This window comes from Bacillus sp. FJAT-18017, assembly GCF_001278805.1.
Lineage (GTDB): Bacteria > Bacillota > Bacilli > Bacillales > Cytobacillaceae > Bacillus_D.
In genome coordinates, this window is record NZ_CP012602.1 from 4940233 (window position 1) to 4960824 (window position 20592).

The 20592-nt window shown below is 40.2% G+C and carries 17 protein-coding genes, 2 pseudogenes and 1 riboswitch; of the genes and pseudogenes, 10 read left to right on the forward strand and 9 right to left on the reverse strand.

What is annotated here, in order from left to right:
• Position 1: 1 nt before the first annotated feature.
• The 5 genes and pseudogenes from AM500_RS23155 to AM500_RS23170 all read right to left on the reverse strand — a co-directional run bounded on the left by AM500_RS23155 (position 2) and on the right by AM500_RS23170 (position 4713).
• Positions 2 to 2008 carry a DUF4179 domain-containing protein gene (locus tag AM500_RS23155; protein ID WP_231688075.1) on the reverse strand — a complete coding sequence of 669 codons (2007 nt, stop codon included), beginning with the start codon at positions 2006 to 2008 and terminating at the stop codon, positions 2 to 4.
• Positions 2009 to 2342: 334 nt separating this feature from the next.
• On the reverse strand, positions 2343 to 2912 hold the full coding sequence (locus tag AM500_RS23160) for a DUF4256 domain-containing protein (RefSeq protein ID WP_053601330.1): 570 nt from the start codon (positions 2910 to 2912) through the stop codon (positions 2343 to 2345).
• A gap of 15 nt (positions 2913 to 2927) precedes the next feature.
• Positions 2928 to 3959, reverse strand: a complete 1032-nt coding sequence (locus AM500_RS23165; RefSeq protein WP_053601331.1) for a serine hydrolase domain-containing protein — start codon at positions 3957 to 3959, stop codon at positions 2928 to 2930.
• A 107-nt stretch (positions 3960 to 4066) separates the two neighbouring features.
• Positions 4067 to 4240, reverse strand: a pseudogene (locus AM500_RS25685) (peptide ABC transporter ATP-binding protein); the annotation flags it as partial.
• A gap of 122 nt (positions 4241 to 4362) precedes the next feature.
• A complete protein-coding gene (locus AM500_RS23170) occupies positions 4363 to 4713 on the reverse strand; it encodes a hypothetical protein (protein WP_156319886.1) in 351 nt (116 codons plus the stop codon).
• A 228-nt stretch (positions 4714 to 4941) separates the two neighbouring features.
• Here AM500_RS23170 and AM500_RS23175 point away from each other — a divergent pair, with 228 nt between their 5' ends.
• The 7 genes from AM500_RS23175 to AM500_RS23205 all read left to right on the forward strand — a co-directional run bounded on the left by AM500_RS23175 (position 4942) and on the right by AM500_RS23205 (position 11647).
• Positions 4942 to 5397: a cytochrome c gene (locus tag AM500_RS23175; protein WP_053601333.1), complete on the forward strand. Its 456-nt coding sequence runs from the start codon at positions 4942 to 4944 to the stop codon at positions 5395 to 5397.
• Between the two features lie 56 nt (positions 5398 to 5453).
• Entirely contained in the window at positions 5454 to 7325 is a 1872-nt protein-coding gene (gene nosZ / locus AM500_RS23180; protein WP_053601334.1) for a Sec-dependent nitrous-oxide reductase, read from the forward strand.
• A gap of 75 nt (positions 7326 to 7400) precedes the next feature.
• Positions 7401 to 7967: a hypothetical protein gene (locus AM500_RS23185; protein ID WP_053601335.1), complete on the forward strand. Its 567-nt coding sequence runs from the start codon at positions 7401 to 7403 to the stop codon at positions 7965 to 7967.
• Positions 7964 to 9313, forward strand: coding sequence for a nitrous oxide reductase family maturation protein NosD (gene nosD / locus AM500_RS23190; protein ID WP_197282641.1), 1350 nt, complete (start codon positions 7964 to 7966; stop codon positions 9311 to 9313). The genes AM500_RS23185 and nosD overlap by 4 nt, the downstream gene beginning before the upstream one ends.
• Positions 9277 to 10071 (forward strand): ABC transporter permease, encoded by a 795-nt coding sequence (locus tag AM500_RS23195; RefSeq protein ID WP_053601337.1) that lies wholly within the window; start codon positions 9277 to 9279, stop codon positions 10069 to 10071. Before nosD ends, AM500_RS23195 begins: the two co-directional genes overlap by 37 nt.
• Positions 10068 to 10742: an ABC transporter ATP-binding protein gene (locus AM500_RS23200; protein ID WP_053601338.1), complete on the forward strand. Its 675-nt coding sequence runs from the start codon at positions 10068 to 10070 to the stop codon at positions 10740 to 10742. Before AM500_RS23195 ends, AM500_RS23200 begins: the two co-directional genes overlap by 4 nt.
• Positions 10742 to 11647: a FixH family protein gene (locus tag AM500_RS23205; RefSeq protein ID WP_053601339.1), complete on the forward strand. Its 906-nt coding sequence runs from the start codon at positions 10742 to 10744 to the stop codon at positions 11645 to 11647. The genes AM500_RS23200 and AM500_RS23205 overlap by 1 nt, the downstream gene beginning before the upstream one ends.
• A 485-nt stretch (positions 11648 to 12132) precedes the next feature.
• On the opposite strand, the pseudogene AM500_RS23210 reads toward AM500_RS23205, so the two are convergent.
• Positions 12133 to 13374 (reverse strand): annotated as a pseudogene (locus tag AM500_RS23210) (NCS2 family permease).
• Positions 13375 to 13583: 209 nt separating this feature from the next.
• Positions 13584 to 13684: riboswitch (purine riboswitch) on the reverse strand.
• A 96-nt stretch (positions 13685 to 13780) separates the two neighbouring features.
• Here AM500_RS23210 and AM500_RS23215 point away from each other — a divergent pair.
• Positions 13781 to 14065, forward strand: coding sequence for a hypothetical protein (locus AM500_RS23215; protein ID WP_053601340.1), 285 nt, complete (start codon positions 13781 to 13783; stop codon positions 14063 to 14065).
• A 75-nt stretch (positions 14066 to 14140) separates the two neighbouring features.
• Here the strand turns inward: AM500_RS23215 and AM500_RS23220 are convergent, their stop codons facing one another.
• The gene (locus AM500_RS23220) at positions 14141 to 15127 is read right to left on the reverse strand and encodes a diaminopimelate dehydrogenase (protein ID WP_053601341.1); all 987 of its coding nucleotides are present in this window, start codon (positions 15125 to 15127) and stop codon (positions 14141 to 14143) included.
• 577 nt (positions 15128 to 15704) lie between these two features.
• On the opposite strand from AM500_RS23220, the gene AM500_RS23225 reads away from it, so the two are divergent.
• Positions 15705 to 16742 carry a DUF6081 family protein gene (locus tag AM500_RS23225; RefSeq protein WP_053601342.1) on the forward strand — a complete coding sequence of 346 codons (1038 nt, stop codon included), beginning with the start codon at positions 15705 to 15707 and terminating at the stop codon, positions 16740 to 16742.
• Positions 16743 to 17263: 521 nt separating this feature from the next.
• Complete coding sequence (locus AM500_RS23230; RefSeq protein ID WP_053601343.1) at positions 17264 to 17704, forward strand: YtoQ family protein; 441 nt, start codon at positions 17264 to 17266, stop codon at positions 17702 to 17704.
• Between the two features lie 241 nt (positions 17705 to 17945).
• On the opposite strand, the gene AM500_RS23235 is transcribed toward AM500_RS23230, so the two are convergent.
• Positions 17946 to 18704, reverse strand: a complete 759-nt coding sequence (locus tag AM500_RS23235) for an SMI1/KNR4 family protein (protein ID WP_053601344.1) — start codon at positions 18702 to 18704, stop codon at positions 17946 to 17948.
• A gap of 504 nt (positions 18705 to 19208) precedes the next feature.
• Positions 19209 to 20588: a 23S rRNA (uracil(1939)-C(5))-methyltransferase RlmD gene (gene rlmD / locus AM500_RS23245; RefSeq protein WP_053601346.1), complete on the reverse strand. Its 1380-nt coding sequence runs from the start codon at positions 20586 to 20588 to the stop codon at positions 19209 to 19211.
• Positions 20589 to 20592 lie beyond the last annotated feature (4 nt).

Sequence of the window (20592 nt, forward strand, 5' to 3'; positions counted from 1 at the left end):
GTTATTCCAACGAAACCTTTACCATTTCATTCAAAAATTTTGTTGTGGTATAGCTATAGATCTCGAGAATTTTTGGGATATTATCTCCTTCATTGTTACTATGGAACCTAATATTTTCTTCCGTAAAGAAATAACGCGGTTGTTCGAGTTTCTCATAAACGAAAGTGATTTCATTCGGATCGTACTCAAACCCCTTTTTATCAACAAAAACTCCTTTCGGATTCATCATTTCCATTTCCATTGGAGTATTTCCATCCTCACCGATAATTTCATAGTGAAGTGACTCAAATGCCCGATTTTTAATTGCATGATTGCTTATGACTACATTGGTTGAATCACCAGCCTCAAACCTGTCGATGGATATCGTGCTGCCTGCATATTCAAAGGTTTGTGGATATTTCTCTGAACCATTCAGCTCAATGGTCCTCTTGTCTTCAACCGTTAAATTAGCAGATTCTATCCAAACACTGGCTTCTTTAGGCTTTTCTCCATAAAGCGGGTCAAAATGCATGTGGTAGGTCATCCACTCATTGATTCCATTTCCAAAATTATTGCCATACCTATCCGCTTTAAGTTTTTTATTGTTTACTTTCAGATTTCCAAAATTAAGAACATCAATTCGTTTTCCTGAACCGCTAAAAGGAATTGCATATTCAAGAATCGTCGCTGTCGGAGCGATGGTCAGTTTATCAAAACGAACCGGAATCCCTTCGATTTCTGTTTCTTCATCCAAGGCATATTCGGTAGATGGCTTTTTTGTTACAGGAATCTCGAAGTTCCACTCGCCTGTCTCAAAGCTCAAATTCTCGTATGGGTTAAAATCATCCCTGTCATCAGAAGCACGGATTAATTTGTAAAGCTTAGTAATCTTCAGTTCAATTGTCCCGTTGTCCTTCCCCAGGGGTAAGAGACTCATTTTTCCCCGAAACACGTTTTTTTCTTTCTTATTTTCATTCGATTCAAGGTGAGGGAAATAGTGCCTCGGATATGCCGCATGGTTCATGATTTCCTGTTCATTCTCCACAATAACCCCATCTTGATACATCATGAAATATTGATTATCTTCATCCGTATCTTTTATTTCATAAAAAACGAGAGTCTGGACATCATCAGCAATCACGCTTTTAATTGTAATTTCAATCCCCTTGCTCTCTGCTTTAAGGTTCAGCATCTTACCCAAATCCTGCTGCAGATAGGCACGCAGTTGCTGATCTTCTTCCGCATATGTATAGTAGGCATTTGAAAAAGCCCCTGTTACAACTTCTAGACTCATTAATAATGCGAAAACGCTCGCAAAAACGATCCCGATTCTAATACGTTTTCTGTTCTTTAACCGTCTGTTCTTTTCCCTTTCTTCCAGCCTCGCCTTGACGCTATCAAGAAAATTTCCTGGCACATGAAAATCATTTTTATTTTTTGGAAGAGTTAAGATGACATCCTGGAAGGCAGCCAAATCCTCCTGGCATTTTTGGCAATGGTAAATATGTATTTCGAAATCAACCTTTTCAGGCCGGTCCATTTTCCTTTCCAAGTAATCAATGTATTTTTTATGATACTCTTTACAGCCATTTAAGCTCAGTTCATATCCCATTCCCTTTTTTAGTGACTGGACTGCGGAAAACAAATACTCTTTCAGCTTATTCTCTGGAATCCTGAGAATGCCTGCTGCACTCTCCAAGGGGATTCCTATTATATATTTAAGAACCACCGCTTCTTTCTCATACTCTTCCAACTGGTCTAGTGCTTTAAATACATCCTGTCGTGGTTCACTTGTCTCTGAAGCTTGTAAACTTCCATCAGCAGCAAGCTCACGGCAAATAGATATGAAAATGGATGTTACCCAAATTTCAAATGATGTTTGCCTCTTAAACCGTGGCAGCTCTTTGTACACCTTAGTAATCGAACGGTAAAAAAGCTCCTCCATTTGCCGCTGATTTCCTAAATAGGACCAGCCGAGAATATAGAACGATTGTATCCGCTGATCGAACCATTCGACGATTGATTCCATACTTCTTTCACTTATTGGAGTGAAAGAACTGGGCTTTATTTTTGCCGGGATCATAAATTTGCTCCCCCCTTTAGCAATCTCTTTATGTTTAATCATATAAGCATAGGAAGTTATTGGCAACACCATTTGGGATTTTGCACTTCAGAAATTGGAGCCACAACTCTATTCTTAGATTCAGCTGGGGGCTGCAGCCATTACGGGCGATGCGTTCGGTGAGAGTAATGATTTCAATAAAATATATAAAGGGATACAACTACAATGCATTTTGTAGGTTGTATCCCTTTTACGTGTGTTTACTATGGAATAAAAAATTTCTTACCCAGTCTTAAAAACCTCAGACCCTTAACGAGCCACGGAACCCTCTGGCACCATAGTAGGAATCCGCACCATTGTGGTAAACAAAGACCGTATCGTAGCGGCGATCACAAAAAAGGGCACCGCCACGTTTTCTAATATCTGAGGGTGTTTGCACCCAACTTGATGTTTTCAAATCGAAATTATCAAGTTTTTGCAACTCTCGATATTGTTCTTCCGTTAAAAGTTCAATTCCCATGGCAGCCGCCATATTAATAGCACTATTTTCTGGTTTATGTTTTTTCCTTGCCTCTAGCGCTTCATGGTCGTAACACACACTTCTGCGGCCTTTTGGACTTTCCGCTGCGCAATCATAAAAAATGTATTCATCCTTCTCTTCATCATGACCAACAACATCCGGTTCGCCGCCAGTGCTTTCCATTTCATTGAGCGACCATAACTTTTCAGGATTTGCATCCAGCTTGTCTTGGATTTTAGCCCATTCAAGACCTTCATGGCGGTACATGTTTTTCTCAAATCGGAGTTTCAATGTTTCGAGTAGTTCCTCCCGTTGTTCCAGTGATAATTCCTTTTTATCGATTTCAGTCATATTATTTCCTCCTTACTATTTTTCCTCATAATGGTTAAGGCTATTTAATTCATCTTCAATACCTTTAAAAATTTTGTATGCACCATTAGACTTGTTCGAACAGACAACAACTGTACTTGAATTTTCTGGGTAAAAAGCAGAATGAAAACTAACGCCAGGGTCATATCCCATTACATGATATTTTAAAATGTCAGTCCCCTTTTTCTCTATCCAAACACCAAGGCCATAAAAATGATCTTCATCACCGACTTGAACATATGGATTCAGCAAAAGCTGGGTATAGTCTTTACTTAAAAGTCCATTACTCATTAGTGTTTCCCACAGTTTCACCATATCTACAACCGTAACATAAGCTCCTCCATCTGAACCACCTTTTACGGGTAATGAATAGATATTCGTTTTCCATGTTCCGTCGGGATAGTCTATGTAACCCACTGCGGTATTCGGAGGAAGAGCATCAAATTCAAAATATCCCGCCCCCTCCATGCCGGCTTTCTTGAAGATATGTTCCTGTATGTACTCAGCAAAGTCAAGCTGACTAGCTTTCTCAATGATTAAACCAAGCAAAATATATCCTGCATTATTATAGGAAAATCTTTCTCCAGCTTTAAACTTCATAGGCATATCTTGAAATAATGGCAGAAAGTTTTTCAAACTTCTTATTTTATACATAGGGTTACTAACCCATAATTCTTCAAAATCATCCATTACTTCTTCATCAAAATAGTCGGGTATTCCAGACGTATGTGTGAGAAGATGATGTATGGTTATATCACTATCAAAATTCGAAAAATCAATATCAAGACAATCTTTCAGCTTCATATCAAATGAAAGTTTCCCCATTTCCACAAGCTGACAAACGGCTATGGCTGTAAATAATTTGCAGCCTGATGCTATCCCGTATCTAGTATTTGCATTGTTTTTTATTTGTTCAGATCGATTAGCATATCCAAAGCTTATATCTGCTAATACATTCTCATTGGCTTTAACTAGGACCGTACCTGAAAATTTATTGTTACTCTGAATATCCGAAATACTATTTATCATGGGTTGTCCTCCTGTCCTTATGGAGCTATAAAACTTCTTTGAATCACTTTTCTCTTCATAAGAAAAATTATAGCCTATAAAAACAAAATAGGAATCAAAATCGATTCCTACTTTAACACCTTAGATAAAAATTGCTTCGTTCTTTCTTTTTCAGGAGTTGTAGAAATAATACTTGGAGGTCCTTCTTCAACCAGAAAACCCCCATCCATAAACACAACTCGGTCGGCAACGTCTCTGGCAAACCCCATTTCATGGGTGACGATTAACATTGTCTGGCCCTCACTATTTCAACACTAATTTCACAACTGCTTCAACGTGTGTTGTGTGTATGTCGCAATAGGGTGCTAGTTGAGCTTACCCTATAAACTCAGTGGGTGCATAAAACGTTTGGATTGTAAAAGGATTATCTCTCTATTTCTATATGTTGGTACCCTTGGTCAGTTGAAAATACTTCATACCATTGATAACTTGGCGCCTTGAACCATTCGTAGGACGGCAGATACACCATATATCGGACAGATCCTTCTTCGTCATATACCGTTTTGAATATTTTTACTTTCTTATATCCAAACTGTTGATCCAAATAGCCTTCCATTCCTTCTCTTGCCAAACTGTTCTCTTCTTTCCGTTCAAGCTTGTGCAATTCCAATATGCCTTCAATAAATATTGCCAGCACGACAAGGGTAACGGGAATTAATATAAAAACCACAAACTTCAACAACAAAGAACCATCCCCTTCCAATTTATAATTCATTTCTGATTTTACCTTCCGCTGTAAGACCATGCTGTGATTGATTCCACACTTTTCAAAAAATCACATAAACTGGACCGTCTATTTTGTTGTCAGAACACCTTCTATTGTTCTCTGTCATTGTATCTTCACAAATTCTTCACATTCTTCAATATAAATGTGTCGTATGTCACAATTTCTTCCATTCAGCTATTTTAAAATGAAATTGCTTACAACAAAGGAGGGGGAAATTTGAAAAGGTCATTAGTAACATTTTTCATTTGTGTGTTTATTGGATTGGGCTTTAGCTATGTGGTTTTTGAAATCATTGGCGGGCAAAAGGATTCTGCCGCTTCTTCCAACAACCACACTGAACAAAAAGACGATGCAAAGAAGGAAGCGGAAACCGCAAAACAGGAGCCTGCAGAAAAAGTTGTTGAAGTATCTGCTGATACTGAAATCCTGTCAGCGAAAGGCTGCCTCGGCTGCCATTCTGTTGAAGGCCTGAATCTCCAGGGCGGCGCAACAGGCCCGGATTTATCCCAAGCTTTTACGAACGTTGAGGGCAAACACGGAAAGCCTATTGCCGAGTTCCTTAAAGAGCCGACTTCCGCGGTCATGTCTGGGGTCATTAGTGGCAGCCCGCTAAAGGACGAGGAAATTACCGAAATCGTCGACCTGCTAAAAAAGGCATCCGAAAAGAAATAAACTTTTACTATAAACCATCATTTTCATAAAACTTTATTAAAAGAGGTGAAGCATTCATGAAAAAATGGATCCCTGCAGCATCAGGGCTTCTCGCAGGATTCACAGCAGCAACACTATTCTTTGGCGACTTCGCACAGGGCGTTAAAACAGAGCAACTATCAGCTACTACAAAAACAAACGCCGAAAAGGTTTATGTTCCGTTTGGCAAAAAGGATGATTATTATTTATTTGCTTCAGGCGGTCATTCCGGGCAAATGTTCATCTACGGTGTCCCTTCGATGAGGCATATCCGGACCGTGCCGGTGTTTTCACAGGATTCAGCAACGGGATATGGCTGGGACCAACACTCAAAGAAGATGCTAGGAGGCTATACTTGGGGTGACCTCCATCATCCGGCTTTTTCAGAAACAAACGGAGACTACGATGGAAAGTACATGTTTGCTACCGATGTCGGCAACAGCCGCGCTGCGGTCATGAACCTGGAAACATTCACAGTCCGCGACATCATTAACGTGCCAAATACAAGCGGACCTCATTGTGCCGCATTTGTAACCGAAAATACGGAGTATATGTTCCTGCCGACCCGTTTTGCTGTACCAATTGGCAGTGAGTATGCCGAACTAGATGACTACAGCGAGAAATACCGCGGCGTTATGTCGGCCGTTACCTTTGATGAGAAAAAAGAAAAGCTGAATATCAGCTACCAGGTAGCCCTTCCGCCTTGGTCGTTCGACCTTTCCGACGCCGGTAAGAAGATATCGAAGGATTGGGCTGTGCTTACGACCTACAACACGGAAGAAGCGACAACGAATCTTGAAATCAATGCTTCCCAGGCTGACCGTGACTATATTGTTCTTTTCAACTGGAAGGAACTCGAGAAGATGGTCAAGGAAGGCAAGTACGATACAGTGACAGGCCAAAAGATGATCTTCCCTGAAAAACATAAAGGCGGTATGTATCTTGTTCCCGTTGCAAAGTCTCCTCACGGCGTTGACGTCACTCCGGAAGGAAAATACTTTATAGCATCAGGCAAGCTTGCTCCTGCGATGACTGTGTTTTCTTTTGAAAAAGCATTCAAAGCCATCGAAAACCAGGACTTCAAAGGTGAACGCAATGGTCTTCCTGTCCTGAATTACGACTCGGTAGTGGAAAGAGAAGTAAACCCTGAAAACGCGCTAGGACCGCTTCATACCCAGTTTGATGAAAAAGGCATGGCTTACACAACGATGTTCATTTCTTCCGAGATTGTGAAATGGGATCCTAGCACAGGTGAAACGCTTGACCGAGTTCCAGTCCAGTACTCACCTGGCCATTCTGTTGCAGCAGAAGGTGACACGGTGGCACCTGATGGTAAATATATTGTTGCCTTAAATAAAATTGCAAAAGACAGTTACCTGTCAGTCGGGCCTTCCCATCCTGAGTCAATGCAGCTAATCGACCTGTCCGGCAAAAAGATGGAAGTCATCCAATCTGCTCCAGTCAATCCAGAGCCGCATTACGCTCAAATGATCAAGGCTGACAAAATTAAAACGATATCCGTATATCCAAAAGATGAAAAGAACAAGGATGCTACCTATAAACAGGAAGACACGAAAATTGTCCGCAAAGGCAATGAAGTTCACGTGTACGGAATTGCAATGCGTTCCAAGTTTGTCTTTGACGCAAAAGCAAAACGCCCTGACCAAATCGAAGTGAACGAAGGTGACAAGGTCACGATTCACCTAACCAATATCGACTTTGACCAGGATATCACCCATGGTTTCGCTATAAATGGCTACGACCTCAATATAGAAGTGCAGCCAGGACAAACGAATACCATTTCATTCACGGCTGATAAAGCTGGAACATTCCCGCTTTACTGCACAAACTTCTGCTCCGCGCTGCACCAGGAAATGACAGGGTACTTCCTTGTAAAGCCGAAACAGTAAGAGACCGGTAAAACCAGCGGACGGTATCAGGCGGAAATCTGATACCTTTCGTTTTTACTAGAAAGGTGATGCATAATGAAAAAGAAATTTTCTCTTGTATCCTCCGCTCTTTTAGTTGCGGCGGCAGCACTCCTATTTCTTTCAGCAAACTTTCCTTGGTGGGGGATGAATTTTATCGCTCCCCAATACCCTGAAGGATTGGATATTATTGTTTACCCTGACAAGCTCGAAGGGGACATAGATAATATCAACGCACTTAACCACTACATTGGCATGGCTCAATTCAGCGAAGAAAATTTCCCTGAATTGTCTTATGTGAAGTATTTAATCTGGGGACTGGCGGGTATAACGTTGCTGACTGCGATTTTGCGAAAAAGAGTCATTTTATATAGCCTTATCGCCGTATTCGTGGTTGGCGGAATTCTCGGAGTTTATGATTTGAACCGCTGGCTGAAAGATTTTGGCACCAATCTGAACCCGAATGCCCCAATCACGATTGATCCCTTCATACCGCCGATGATTGGAGAAAACCAGCTCGCCAACTTTATTACTAATAGTTACCTGGATAACGGTACCTATCTTGTTCTTGCTGCATTCGTCCTGATTTTAATTCCTTTATGGAAGGACCGGAAAACATCATGATGAAAAAACTTCTCTTTCTCTTCATATTCCTGTTATGTTTCGCTTTAGGCCCAGATAATTCATTTGCTGCACCTGGCGATTTGCAGAGCAAGATTGATGCCCTTGAAGAGGGAGAGAGTTTAACTCTTGAGGGGATTACGTACGAAGGAAACCTGGTTATTACGAAAAGCATTAAAATCTCAGGCAAAAAAGGCACGGTCATTAAAGGTGACAGCAGCGGAAATGTTATTTCAATCAAGGCACCAGGTGTCACAATCGCCAATCTTACTGTCACAAATGGGAGCATGGACCGGAACTCCCCGGAAGAATATGCGGGAATAAAAGTTTTCACGAATGGCAACACAATTGAAAATGTCACGGTTCATGACGTCTTTCATGGTATTTATTTGAGCAAGGCCTATGACAATACGTTGAATAACAACAATATACTAGGATTTTCAGACGGCGAAGTTGCCGGACAGGGAAACGGGATTCAAGTCTATTACTCCAATGGAAATACGATAACCGGCAATACAATTGAAGGAAGCCGCGATGGCATGTACTTTGATTATTCCGATGAAAATACGATTCTGGACAATGAAATAAGCCGGACACGCTATGGCCTACATTATATGTACTCGCACTCAAACCGATTCAGCGGAAATATATTCGCCTTTAATACAGGCGGTGCCGCGCTAATGATGTCAAATAATATTGAACTTGAAAACAATCAATTTATTTTCAACTATGGCAACCAATCCTTTGGAGTTCTGTTGCAGCAGACGAATGATATTGTTATTGAAAACAATACATTCTACCTAAATCAGCGGGGAATCTATTCTGACCAGGCGAACCGTACGACAGTCCGGAAAAACCGGATCATTCAAAACCAGATTGGTGTTGAGCTGTGGGCCAGCTCCAGCCAGCATGTTTTTACAGAAAACACTATCTCTGAAAATACCATCCCCGCAGTAACACTTGGCGGCCAGGGCGTGAATAACTTTTGGAGCCTTGCTGATAAAGGCAATGATTGGGGCAATTCCTTTCCGCTCACCGACCTTGACCAGAACAGAACTGGGGATTTTCCAATAACCTACCGCTCGTCTCTTTATGAATTACTCGAAGAACAGGAGCTAACCTATCTTTTTCTAAAGAGTCCGGCACTAACAATCTATGAAAAATTGAACAGCTTTCTAAACGGGGACGAAGTAATGTTTGAGGATGCCCATCCCCTTGTTGGTAGTGGCGGAACCGCCATACTTTCCTGGATATTGATTACAGGGCTGTTCCTCCTTGGCATCTTACTTTTTTCAAAAGGGAGACATCAGCTATGCATTATATTTGGAAAGAATGGAAGGAAACAATAAGGGGCAAAGGCCTATGGCTTTCGATGGCAGCCATCATTGCGGTTTCGGCTGGGATGCTGTTCACATCCTCTCTCCCATTTGACCAGGGCCTTTACATCCTCCTGATTAACTTGTTTGATACATTGATTTATTTCATTCCAATTCTATGCCTGTTTATCGGTGCATTCAGTGTTTTTCAGGAAAAAGAACAGAAAACCATGGTCATGCTTCTGACTAAAAAAGATAGCTTTCCATCATTCCTGCTAAAAAAATCGCTGGCACTTCATACCGTTTTCCTTCTGCCATTGGCTGGTTGGCTGTTTTTCTATCTCGCTCTTCTAAAATTCAGCTATAGAATTGATTTTACCGGCTACGGCATTTTTATTCTTTCGGTTTTCACTATTGCCATTATATTTATGCAACTTGGAGTTATGGCGGGAAGTATCAGCCGCAATAGGATGCAGATTATCGGGTTCGCAATCTTGATCTGGTTCTACTTCTTTTTCCTCCATGATTTCTTGCTGCTAACACTTTTGCCAAACGTTACACACGAAAACGTAAAGCTGTTTTCAGCAGCCTACTTTCTTAATCCAATCCAAGCAGTGCGGGTTTATCTGGAGACAGGGCTTGATGTGTATTCGTTCAACCATATGTCAAGGCTTCTGCAATCGTTTATGTGGACGAAACCGATCTATTTTTATCTGGGAAGTACAACATTCTGGCTGCTCGTTTCATTTCTTGGTGCCACAGTGTTTCACCGCAAGGAGGGTGGAGAATGATTTCAATCAAGAACCTGAGCCAAGCGTTTGGGAAAAAGACTGTCTTAAAAAATATTAACCTTGAAATCAATCAAAATGAGGTTTGCGCCCTTGTCGGCCGCAATGGCGCGGGTAAGTCGACACTATTAAACAGTTTGCTTGGGCTGCTTCCGGTTAGCGAAGGAAAGGTCCTGATCAATGGCAAAGAGGTAAACCGAATGAACATGGAATGGAAGAAATCCGTCTCCTACCTGCCGGAAAAATTCCTTCTCTATCCGTCACTGACTGGCGCCGAGAACATGGCCTTCTTTGCCGAGGCAATCAGCGGAAAAACGGATGCAGCGAAGGTAGAGGAAATGCTACGATCCGTAAGCCTGTGGGACGACAAAGACAAGCAGGTAAAAAATTACTCAAAAGGGATGCTTCAGCGGCTTGGGCTAGCTATTACTCTCTACCCTGATGCCGAATTGCTTATCCTTGATGAACCGACAAGCGGGATTGACCCAATTGGCCGGAAGGAAATTCTTGAAGTCATCAAATCTTTAAAGGGAAAAACGATTTTCCTCTCTTCTCATCATATCGATGAAATCAAACAGGTTTGCACACATGTCGCCTACCTGGAAGACGGGATAATGAAAAAATACAAAGTTGGAGAATTTTTGGAAAAGAAGAAGCTGGGGGGTCTGATTTAATGGCAATTAAACGTATCGGACTATTGATTTTTACCGGAATATTACTGCTAGCTGGCTGCTCAGGGAGCCCAGATTATAAAGTTGAAGTAAAAGAGCAAGTTTATTCCTTAAAAGATAAGCCGTCACCGATTGTAATTAGTGTCGAAGAGGACAACAAACCGGTGTCTGACTTGAAGATATCGGGCGAACTAAGGATGGTTGATATGGACCATGGGACAATGAAGGCTGACTTTACCGAGAGAGAAAAAGGGGTCTATCAGGCAGAGGCCAAGCTTCCAATGCCGGGTAAATACGAAATTGCGATGACCATCAAACTCGATGATGAAGAAACAGGAAAGGTCCTCGAGTTTGATGTGAAAAAGGCTGAGGGCGTTGCCTTAATAAACGGTGAATGGATTACAGATGAGGACATTGAGTTTTACGCATTCATCAATAAACTGCATACCGCCATCAACCGTGAACGGGACAAGGAAAAATATAGCGGAAAAGAGCTTGAAGAGGCGCTTGCCTACTGGGATGCTCAGGATAAGATCAATGATGACAAAAACCAGCTCCTCACCCAAATAATCAGGCTCCGCTCCGTAGCTATGCTCGCCAAGGAAAAAGGCCATAACGCAAGTCAAGAGGAAGTGGACAGGCAGCTTGATGACGTCAAAGAACAATACAACGAATTTGAAGTTGCACCTAAAATGATTGCTGAATACGGGGAAGAGCGGTTCTGGGCAAAGGAGCGCTCACAGTATGAAATGATCGTCCTGACTCAGAAGGTACAGCAGGATTTGATTGAAAAAGCAAAAAAGGAAAATCCAAAGGCGGGAGAACAGGAAATCCAATACATCGCCCAAAAGGAATATGAGGAACTGCTTGTTTCCCAGGTAAATTCTCTTGATATAGTCATACAATAACTTTTTTCTAAGGGTTAAAGAAGACGCAGAAAGGCAACGTCCGGATTTAGGGCGTTGCCTTTTTTAGAAGCCTTTTGAAGTTTCGATACGAACCGGACCAAAATAGTTCCGATAAAACTTTAGGCATTTTAACCGGAAAGACCTAGCCGAAAATCTTACGGGTATATGTTGTTATTTCTCTCAGTCTTTTGTTGGAGAAAAAATTAGTTTTTTTCCAATTGCTATGTGTATATAGGGATTTTCTGAGAAGTAGTTGGCGAGGCATCCTGCTTTCAGTATATTGTATACCAATGCCACTATTCCAAGCTCGATATAAACTTTGTCGAACCCCCCGCAGGAATATATTCAAATGCTACCATTTGCCCCGACCAAAGCTTCTAAAGGCTCTTTGCAAGGACCTTCCCTCTGTTTTCTTCTGATGGAGAAGAAAATTTGAAACGCACTTAAACTGTGTTCGCTTAGTCCCCTAACCCTCTTTCCTAAAGCTACACTATAAAAGCAAAGTAAAGTATGAATAAAAAACATAGCACATACATAATTGGATGAATTTCTTTATACCGCTTTTGTGCTACTAAACAAAGTGGATAAAGAATAAAACCAAATGCAAGACCTATTGCCACACTGGAGGTAAGGGGCATCATGATAATCGTTAAAAAGGATGGAATGACAATTTCCAGCTTGCTCCAGTCTATTTTTCTTATCTCCATTGCCATTAATGCTCCCACAATAATTAATGCAGGTGCTGTAACTTCCAAAGTAATAACGGCAAGAATTGGCGAGAAGAACAAAGCAATCGCAAAACAAGCAGCAATAATGACAGACGTAAAGCCCGTTCTTCCTCCGACAGCAATTCCGGCAGAAGATTCAACACTTGTAGCAGGTGTGGATGTTCCCAATATAGCCCCAATTGCACCAGCGGTAGAATCGGCAAGCAATGCTCTCCCTATATTCGGAACAGTATTCCCTTTCATCATTCCCGCTTGGCTGGTTAGTGCAATTCAAGCACCAGCCGTATCAAAAAAGGCAACAATTAAAAAAGTAAAGATAACTGCCATTAATTCAGGGGTGAAAATCTGATCCAATTGAGAAAACACGACACCAAATGTTGGTTCCATGCTTGGTATATCCCCAATAATGGTTGAAGGAACATTAATTAAACCGACAATCATTCCAACAATCGTGGTAATGATCATTCCATAAAAAATCCCTCCACTTATTCCACGTACTAACATAACAATCGTAATAACAAGGCCAAGAATAGCTAGCAGGGTCGTAGGTGAGGTTAAGTTTCCAATCGATACAAATGTATCGGGATTGGAAGTAATAATCCCTCCATTTTTCAACCCAATAAATGTGATGAAGAATCCAATTCCAGAAGCTATTGCATATTTTAAATTCAATGGAATGATATTAATAATCTTCTCTCGGATTTTCATTAAACTTAATAACATAAAAATGATCCCTGCAATAAATACACCAGTCAAAGTGACTTCCCACGGTATTCCCATCCCAATACAGACAGAAAAAGTGAAAAATGAATTCAATCCCATACTTGGTGCAATTGCGATTGGGTAGTTAGCAAGCAAACCAATAAGCAGTGTACCGATAATAGCAGTAAGAGCTGTTGCAGTAAATACAGCCCCACTATCCATCCCAGCCTGGCTTAGGATAAGCGGATTTACGACTAATATATAGGCGACCGATAGGAAGGTTGTCAGTCCTGCCAGTGTTTCCTACTTAAAGGACGTATTCCGTTCTGTAAATTTAAAAAAGTTTCTCATGTGGTAATCTCCTATTCTGATATAGTAAAGAATGAACGGGAATGATTTCGAGGTTAAGTTTACAGCCAACCCATTTTCTTATCCCCTTGATACTAAAAAAGCTTTGGCCACAGTTCAGCCAAAGTTTTTTTCTACAGAAAAGGAATATAAACCATCATTTATTTCCCATTCCTTGTAGACAAGCTATTTATGGTAGCTGGTAGAAACTTTCAAGCCGTATTCTTGAATTTATACAAGGTATAATTATTCTTTTTTAAAACAATAGGAGAATGATAACAAGTTAAATTAGAAACTTCAATATACTATTGTATGAATTAAATAAGTTTTGCCTGTAATTTCTGGGGAAAGTTGGATGAAGGAGCGAAAAAGCCGGAAAGGGAGTCTGAACAAAGAAATGTTCCTAATCGAAATTAATGCTCCAGCCTCCATTTCCACATCTATTTTTAACCAAAAACGAGACAGGACAAGGGCTTGGACAGAAAAAGACCCAAGAATCGAAAAGGTTTATTTTCACGAAAACCGGGTCGGAATGGGAGATATTTATTTTTGGTTAGATAAGTTTTGTCACATAACTCGCTGTGTCCAGAGTGTATGTGGCTACACATGGGGTGTTGGTGAGTTTTTATCGTTAAAATAACATCAGTCTATATTCAGAGTTCCTGTCCCCCCGAAGCATCTAATCATTGATGTACTGGGGACAGGAACTTCTATACTACAATAGGTCTCTTCTCAAATCCTCCGCGGATTTTGGAGACAGATAACCGGGTGCAACATCAAAAACAGTTTTTGCACCAGCTTGTCCTTCTTTATTTAAACGATAAGCTGCTCTTGCATATGCCACTAGTACACTAGCTGTAAATTCAGGATTACTCTCTAAGTTAAGGAAGTATTCAATAATTTGATTATTGTCTTTTCCTGTTTTTCCGCTTCGAATCACAAAACCGCCATGTGGTGATTTTGAGTGGTTTTCTTTTAATTCTTCTACTGTAATAAAGTTTACCTCTGTCTCATAGTCAGCAAAGTAGTTCGGCATTGTTTTAATATCGTGTTCAATTTTTGCTTGGTCATATCCTTCTTCTGCTACGACATAACAAACCCGTCGGTGTTTTTCAGCGGTAGATAATTGAGGATTCACACCACTTTTGACCTGCAGTATCGCTTCATCAATCGGTACTGTATACTGAACACCACCTGCTACACCCTCCACTCTGCGAATAGCGTCTGAATGTCCTTGGCTCAGTCCCTTCCCCCAGAAGGTGTAAGTTTCACCATTTGGTAAAATGGCTTCAGCCATTAAACGATTCAGTGAAAACACACCAGGATCCCAGCCAACAGAAATAATACTAGTCTTTCCACTTTCTTTAGCCGCTTGGTCGACTACACTAAAATATCCAGGAATCTTAGCATGTGTATCATAACTATCGATTGTGTTAAACATTCTAGCAAAATATGGACCTTGATCTGGAAGATCTGTTGCTGAGCCTCCACATAAAATCATCACATCAATTTTGTCCTTATATTCCTCTGCACTCGAAATAGGCAAAACCTCTACATTTGGTTCATTAATTGAAAGGTTTTCAGGTGCTCTTCTTGTAAAAATAGCCACAAGCTCCATATCTGAACATTGCTTGATTGCTTCAATCGTTCCTCTGCCAAGATTGCCATAGCCGACAATTCCTACTTTAATTTGATTACCCATACTCTTTCTCCATTTCTATCTTTTCTTTATTTTTCATTTTAGATTCACTATTTAAATATAATCTTCTTTACCTTAATTCATTTAAATATTCTTTTCAAATGTAGCGTCCTTAAATAGGATAAGTAATTCACCTGATTTTCGGAAAATAATTATTTTCTTTTGTATAACAAAAATAAACTCTTCTCAAAACACCCAGCTCAAATCCGTATTCCTCCGTTCAAGATTAAATCGATTTTCAATCGGACCCAATTTATACAAAAAGAATAAGACCCGGAAATCGGAAATGTTTATTTTTAGTGGTAAGTGTTTATTTTTAAGTTACCACTTTAATCTAATTTGTGTAACAAACTCAACACATGGGGTGCTGGTAAGTTATAAAAAACTTAACTACTCGAACACTATATCAATGATTACAATTATAGGAATCCAAATATTATTGATTATCTTAATGCTTATAAGTTGAATTTTTTGTCATATTGATTTTAACAAGTTTATCAATCTCGAAAATATACTTAATATTGTTTCCATGTTGTCATTTTTTAACAGGAGGTTGATAAATAATTAAGGTGGGATGATATTGAAATTGTTGAAAATAGGTTCCTTATCCATTTTATTAATTTTCTTTTTTAGTTCATTTGCAATCGCTTCCAATTCGCCTGGAACCACAAAGATTACATGGGATGATTTTTCTAGAGGGTTTACTGAGAAAAAGTGGTTTTATTTTGGTGCAGGTTCTTATATAGGGAACGATGGAACTGTTACTACCTCAAGCAAAGGCCTTGAAGTGGTTTCTAGCGGGACAAATCCAATTACCGGAGAACCGGCATTTACCAATACACTTGCGCAAGAACATTTAAATGGAGGCCTCTCAGGTGGAATTGATCATGTTAAATGGCTAGCCTATATGAACAATACCTCTTCAAAAGGATATCCCGGTTTTGATGCTGTCTCTGGAAAGGAGCTATCGTTCGAAACGTGGATTTCTGGGCAAACCTATGGAACTCAATTTCACCCTTTTGGTGATCAAGTAAAGGATCCCAATGATATTCGTTTAGCAAGTTTTGCTTTTAATACAATGGATATGGAATCCTTTATGGTATTTGACTTTTTCATCACTAATAATCAAATCTACGCCTTTTACGAGCGGCTTCCATTTGGCCGTGGTGAAAGTCTTGGAAATTATGCTGCATTTTCTTACAAAATCCCCATTGCAAAACGTAACCCTACGGATGTTCATTATTTAAGAATTTCTTATGACAAAGATAAAGGGACTGTTAAATGGTTTGTGAATAACTCGGAAGTGTTCAGTGTTGATAAAATTGGATATAAAATAGACCCGCAATATATGATTTTAGATCATGGCGGGGAAGAACAATTGGTTAAGCCCGATCAGTTAGTTGGGGGAATTGGGATGTTTACATTGCTTGATGCCTTTGATGACGGAAAGGGATTGGTTAAGCTGTCAACGGAAGAAAATTTCTACTACCATCCAATAACAGGCCAAACACCTCTTTCCTTTGTGGAAGAACAGAGCGCAGATTCGAGTCGATTATTTGGCCAAGGAGCCAGATTAAACGTGAAGCAGGTTAATGTTGTTTATAAGCAATCAAAATAAAGATATATAATAATAATGCTGCCCTTTTGATAATTGAATTCAAAACGGCAGCATTATTCATTTAACTGTAGGATTAGATTCTGAGAAAAAATGTGTTATGAGCGGCGACTTCCAACTCATGCATGATCTTTTAATAGCAGTTGTGTCACAGCTTCAACATGTGCCAAGTGTATGTGGCAACACATGAGGTGTTGGTGAAGTTTAAAGGCATTACAAGCTTAAAACATAGCATAATTATGACTAATGCTCACATATTTAGTCGTACAGATGAAGATAAACAAATTTGTTTTGACAGATGAAATATCTGGTGGCAACATGCGTGCTTATTAAGATGGAAAATATATTGAACAGTTAGAATATGCAATTACAAGAAGCTAGAAAAGTTACACGGCCTTTCTAGCTTTTAACATTTTAGTGTATGTACATCATGGTACTGGTGGGTTTATTTGGTGATTTCTTTGAAAACTTGGCTAAATTAGATACTATATTGTTAAAGATCGAAAGATATTGGAGGAATTAGAATGGAACTTACTGTTTATTTAGCAGGTCAAATTCATGATAATTGGAGAGAGGAAGTGGCACAAAAAGCTAAGGAAAAAAATCTCCCTCTCCTATTTGTTGCCCCGCAGACAAACCACGATCGTTCAGACAATATTGGCGAAGAGATTAGAGGAAAACAGCCGTCTAATCTTTATAAAGATGATGCTGCATCAGATATTAATAATTTCAGAACCCAAGTCTTAATGCAGAAAGCGGACATCGTCATTGCCTTATTTGGTGAAAAGTATAAACAATGGAATACAGCAATGGACGCAAGCATGGCCATTGCCATGAACAAGCCGACGATTATCATCCGGCCTGAATCATTGATTCATCCCCTAAAAGAGCTTTCAAACAAAGCAAATGTAACCGTCGAAACTGTCGATCAAGCAATAGAAGTCATCAGCTATATTTTTGATTAAAACAAAGTGCCTGTCACTTCCCGATTTCTGTCGAGAAATACGACGAGAAATGGTTAGTTACAGGCACTTTTTACAAATTTTTCATTGTCTATATTAATACCAACTGCGACACGCACTCCACGTGTGTTGAGTGAATGTGGCAACACAAAAGATGCTAGTGGGTTTTTCACAATGCCTTTTGAGAAAACGAAAGCTTACTAAGAAGCGATTATAATGGTCCTTTAGCCACTGCTATCTTCTTCTAACCAATATCCAGCCATTTCTTGATTTTAAGAGAATTCGTTGTCTTATGGTTAATATAAGAAAATTGTTGTGATGATAGCGCTACATAATCTCTGATAAAACCACCAGCACAACCTACTTGAATCCAATTGTTCATAAAGGACTCGAATGATTTTCCCAGCCTCCAGTTGTGAAATTCTTTATCAGTTGTTAAATAGATAACTTCCCCTATATTGTATTTTCGGTCTATTCCGAAGTAATTCCCCATCCCATCTCCGGAAAAGATAAATGAATTAGACCAAAAGTGTAATTCTTCATTTTCTTCATCAAGATACTCATGGTCAATTCTAATAGAGTTTAAATCGATTAGCTTATCGAGGTTCCATAGCCCTAAATCAAATAGGCCCCCATTCATTATCTTCATGTTCCTATATGGTTCGCCATGTGTTGCATAGATAGCAGGATCATCCAATATACATGCTGAATTTTCTTGTGTATTCCAATAAAATGTACATTGACGCGAATAATCTATTACTACCTTTTTAAAAGATTCAGGGAGTTCAAACCCAATAGTTCTTTCAATCTGCAGTACGTCACTTTCAGATCCAGGTTGATTAATAATAAGATCCCCTAAACCGCCTTTATTTTTAATGGAATTAAGTGTTGAGTGCAGAACTTCACTCCAATGAAAATAGTTGATAGTTTCTGGTTCATAGCTAAACTGTTCCGGCTCTGATTTTTTATTTTTAGGTATATATACCTCCCCTTCAAAGCGCACACCATTGAGGCAGCTCTTTAGGATCCTCTGGAATCTCCCCATTAAATTGCATATTTGCCTTTAGGAATTCTAATCCCTTTTCTGTGAGAGAGTATGTAGTTTGAATACGGCCCTTTAGGACAGAAATATAATTCTTTTTTAAAGCCATTTCAAGAAAATTTCTAAACTCTGATTCATTCAAATTATACGTTTTATGTGAAAAAGGCTCTTCCTCCAATATTTTTCTTAGCACACTAAATAGTAATCTCAGATTCAACACCTCTCTCTTGTATTTTTATTATAATTATTACATATTTTGGCTTTGGTGATATTCATAAAATAACATGAACCAAAGGTCCGGAAAGTGAAAAAGATTATTTTGTTCCGAAACTGCAAAAGGAAAAAAGGCAGACCCTGATAGGGAATGCCTTGGTATTCTCGTTCTATTTTTTTGAAACTTTTTTCTCACTGGGAGAAGTAATCGGAAGAGATTTTTATAACAGTTTTATACGGTTTTGGTTGAATTCACTTTAAAACCAGCTTCGTGACAGCTTCCACATGCGCCGTTTGCGGAAACATATCAACTGGCTGAATGTATTCCACATTATATTTACTGCTCAATGTCTGTATATCCCTTGCCAATGTGGATGGGTTACAGGACACATAGACAATTTTCTTTGGTTTTACCTTGAGCAAGGTTTGCAGCAGGCTTCCGTCTAGGCCGGTTCTCGGCGGATCGACGATGACGACGTCTGGGCGCCAGCCTTCTTTTGTCCACTTTGGCAGCCATTCCTCTGCTTTGCCTGTCACATAGGTGGAATGTTTTATGCCATGGCGGGCGGCGTTTTTCTTGGCGTCTTCGATGGATTCGGGGATGATGTCCATTCCCCTGATTTCGCGAGCCTGGCCGGCAACCCATAGTCCGATTGTGCCAACACCGCAATAGGCATCGACTACTCTTTCTACCCCAGTGAGTCCGGCCGCTGCTTTGACCTCATCATATAGCCTAATTGTCTGGACAGGATTCAACTGGAAGAAGGTCCTGGCTGACAATTCAAACTGCAAGTCCCCCAGCGTTTCCTGGATGAAATCACTGCCTGCAAGAGTGGCGGTTTCTTTTCCAAAAATCAATGACGTCCTTTCGCCGTTGATGTTCTGGACGATTGACTTAACACCTGGAAGCCGATTCGTGATTTCTCGGATTAATAATTCCTTTTTCGGAAGGTCGCGCTGAGTTGTAATTAGGACAACCTGCAGTTCATTCGACTGGATGCCAACACGAGTAACAATGGTTCGGACTATCCCTTTACGTGTTTTTTCATTATAGATAGGAATGTGAAGATCCTGGAGGATTTGCCTTACCTTCAAAGTAGCGTCGGTTGTCGCCCCATGCTGGACGGCACATTGCTCGATGTTGATGAGTTTGTGTGAATTCAGGCCATATAAACCTGCCAGCACCTTGCCTTTTTGGACTCCCACCTGAAAGCTGCTTTTATTTCTGTAGGCCCATGGATCTTCCATGCCGATCATTGGGCGGACATCTATTTCTTCAAGATTCAGCTTCGTGTGGCGTTCGAGTGACTGAAGGACAATGTCCCGTTTTTCAACAAGCTGCTGCTCATATTTGAGATGCTGAAGCTGGCAGCCTCCGCATTGTTCATACACAGGGCATGGCGGTGCGACCCGGTGCGGTGATTTTTTACGAATTTTTTTAATCCGCGCTTCTGCAAACTTCGGATTAATTTTCGTAGCCTCAACGACGACTTCTTCTCCTGGAAGCGCGCCGGGAACGAAGACTACCTGCCTTTTGAAATAGCCGACGCCCTCGCCATTGATGCCCAACCGCTTGATTGTAAGAGGGAATTCCTGCTTCTCTTTTATCTTAATTGCTTGGTCCTGTTTCATGATG

What these genes read in the sequence shown, in the direction of transcription:
- AM500_RS23155 (WP_231688075.1), bottom strand. Translation starts at nt 2,008, where the DNA reads ATGGAATCAATCGTCGAATGGTTCGATCAGCGGATACAATCGTTCTAT.
- AM500_RS23160 (WP_053601330.1), bottom strand. Translation starts at nt 2,912, where the DNA reads ATGACTGAAATCGATAAAAAGGAATTATCACTGGAACAACGGGAGGAA.
- AM500_RS23165 (WP_053601331.1), bottom strand. Translation starts at nt 3,959, where the DNA reads ATGATAAATAGTATTTCGGATATTCAGAGTAACAATAAATTTTCAGGT.
- AM500_RS23170 (WP_156319886.1), bottom strand. Translation starts at nt 4,713, where the DNA reads ATGAATTATAAATTGGAAGGGGATGGTTCTTTGTTGTTGAAGTTTGTG.
- nosZ (WP_053601334.1), top strand. Translation starts at nt 5,454, where the DNA reads ATGAAAAAATGGATCCCTGCAGCATCAGGGCTTCTCGCAGGATTCACA.
- AM500_RS23185 (WP_053601335.1), top strand. Translation starts at nt 7,401, where the DNA reads ATGAAAAAGAAATTTTCTCTTGTATCCTCCGCTCTTTTAGTTGCGGCG.
- nosD (WP_197282641.1), top strand. Translation starts at nt 7,964, where the DNA reads ATGATGAAAAAACTTCTCTTTCTCTTCATATTCCTGTTATGTTTCGCT.
- AM500_RS23195 (WP_053601337.1), top strand. Translation starts at nt 9,277, where the DNA reads ATGCATTATATTTGGAAAGAATGGAAGGAAACAATAAGGGGCAAAGGC.
- AM500_RS23200 (WP_053601338.1), top strand. Translation starts at nt 10,068, where the DNA reads ATGATTTCAATCAAGAACCTGAGCCAAGCGTTTGGGAAAAAGACTGTC.
- AM500_RS23205 (WP_053601339.1), top strand. Translation starts at nt 10,742, where the DNA reads ATGGCAATTAAACGTATCGGACTATTGATTTTTACCGGAATATTACTG.
- AM500_RS23215 (WP_053601340.1), top strand. Translation starts at nt 13,781, where the DNA reads ATGAAGGAGCGAAAAAGCCGGAAAGGGAGTCTGAACAAAGAAATGTTC.
- AM500_RS23220 (WP_053601341.1), bottom strand. Translation starts at nt 15,127, where the DNA reads ATGGGTAATCAAATTAAAGTAGGAATTGTCGGCTATGGCAATCTTGGC.
- AM500_RS23230 (WP_053601343.1), top strand. Translation starts at nt 17,264, where the DNA reads ATGGAACTTACTGTTTATTTAGCAGGTCAAATTCATGATAATTGGAGA.
- rlmD (WP_053601346.1), bottom strand. Translation starts at nt 20,588, where the DNA reads ATGAAACAGGACCAAGCAATTAAGATAAAAGAGAAGCAGGAATTCCCT.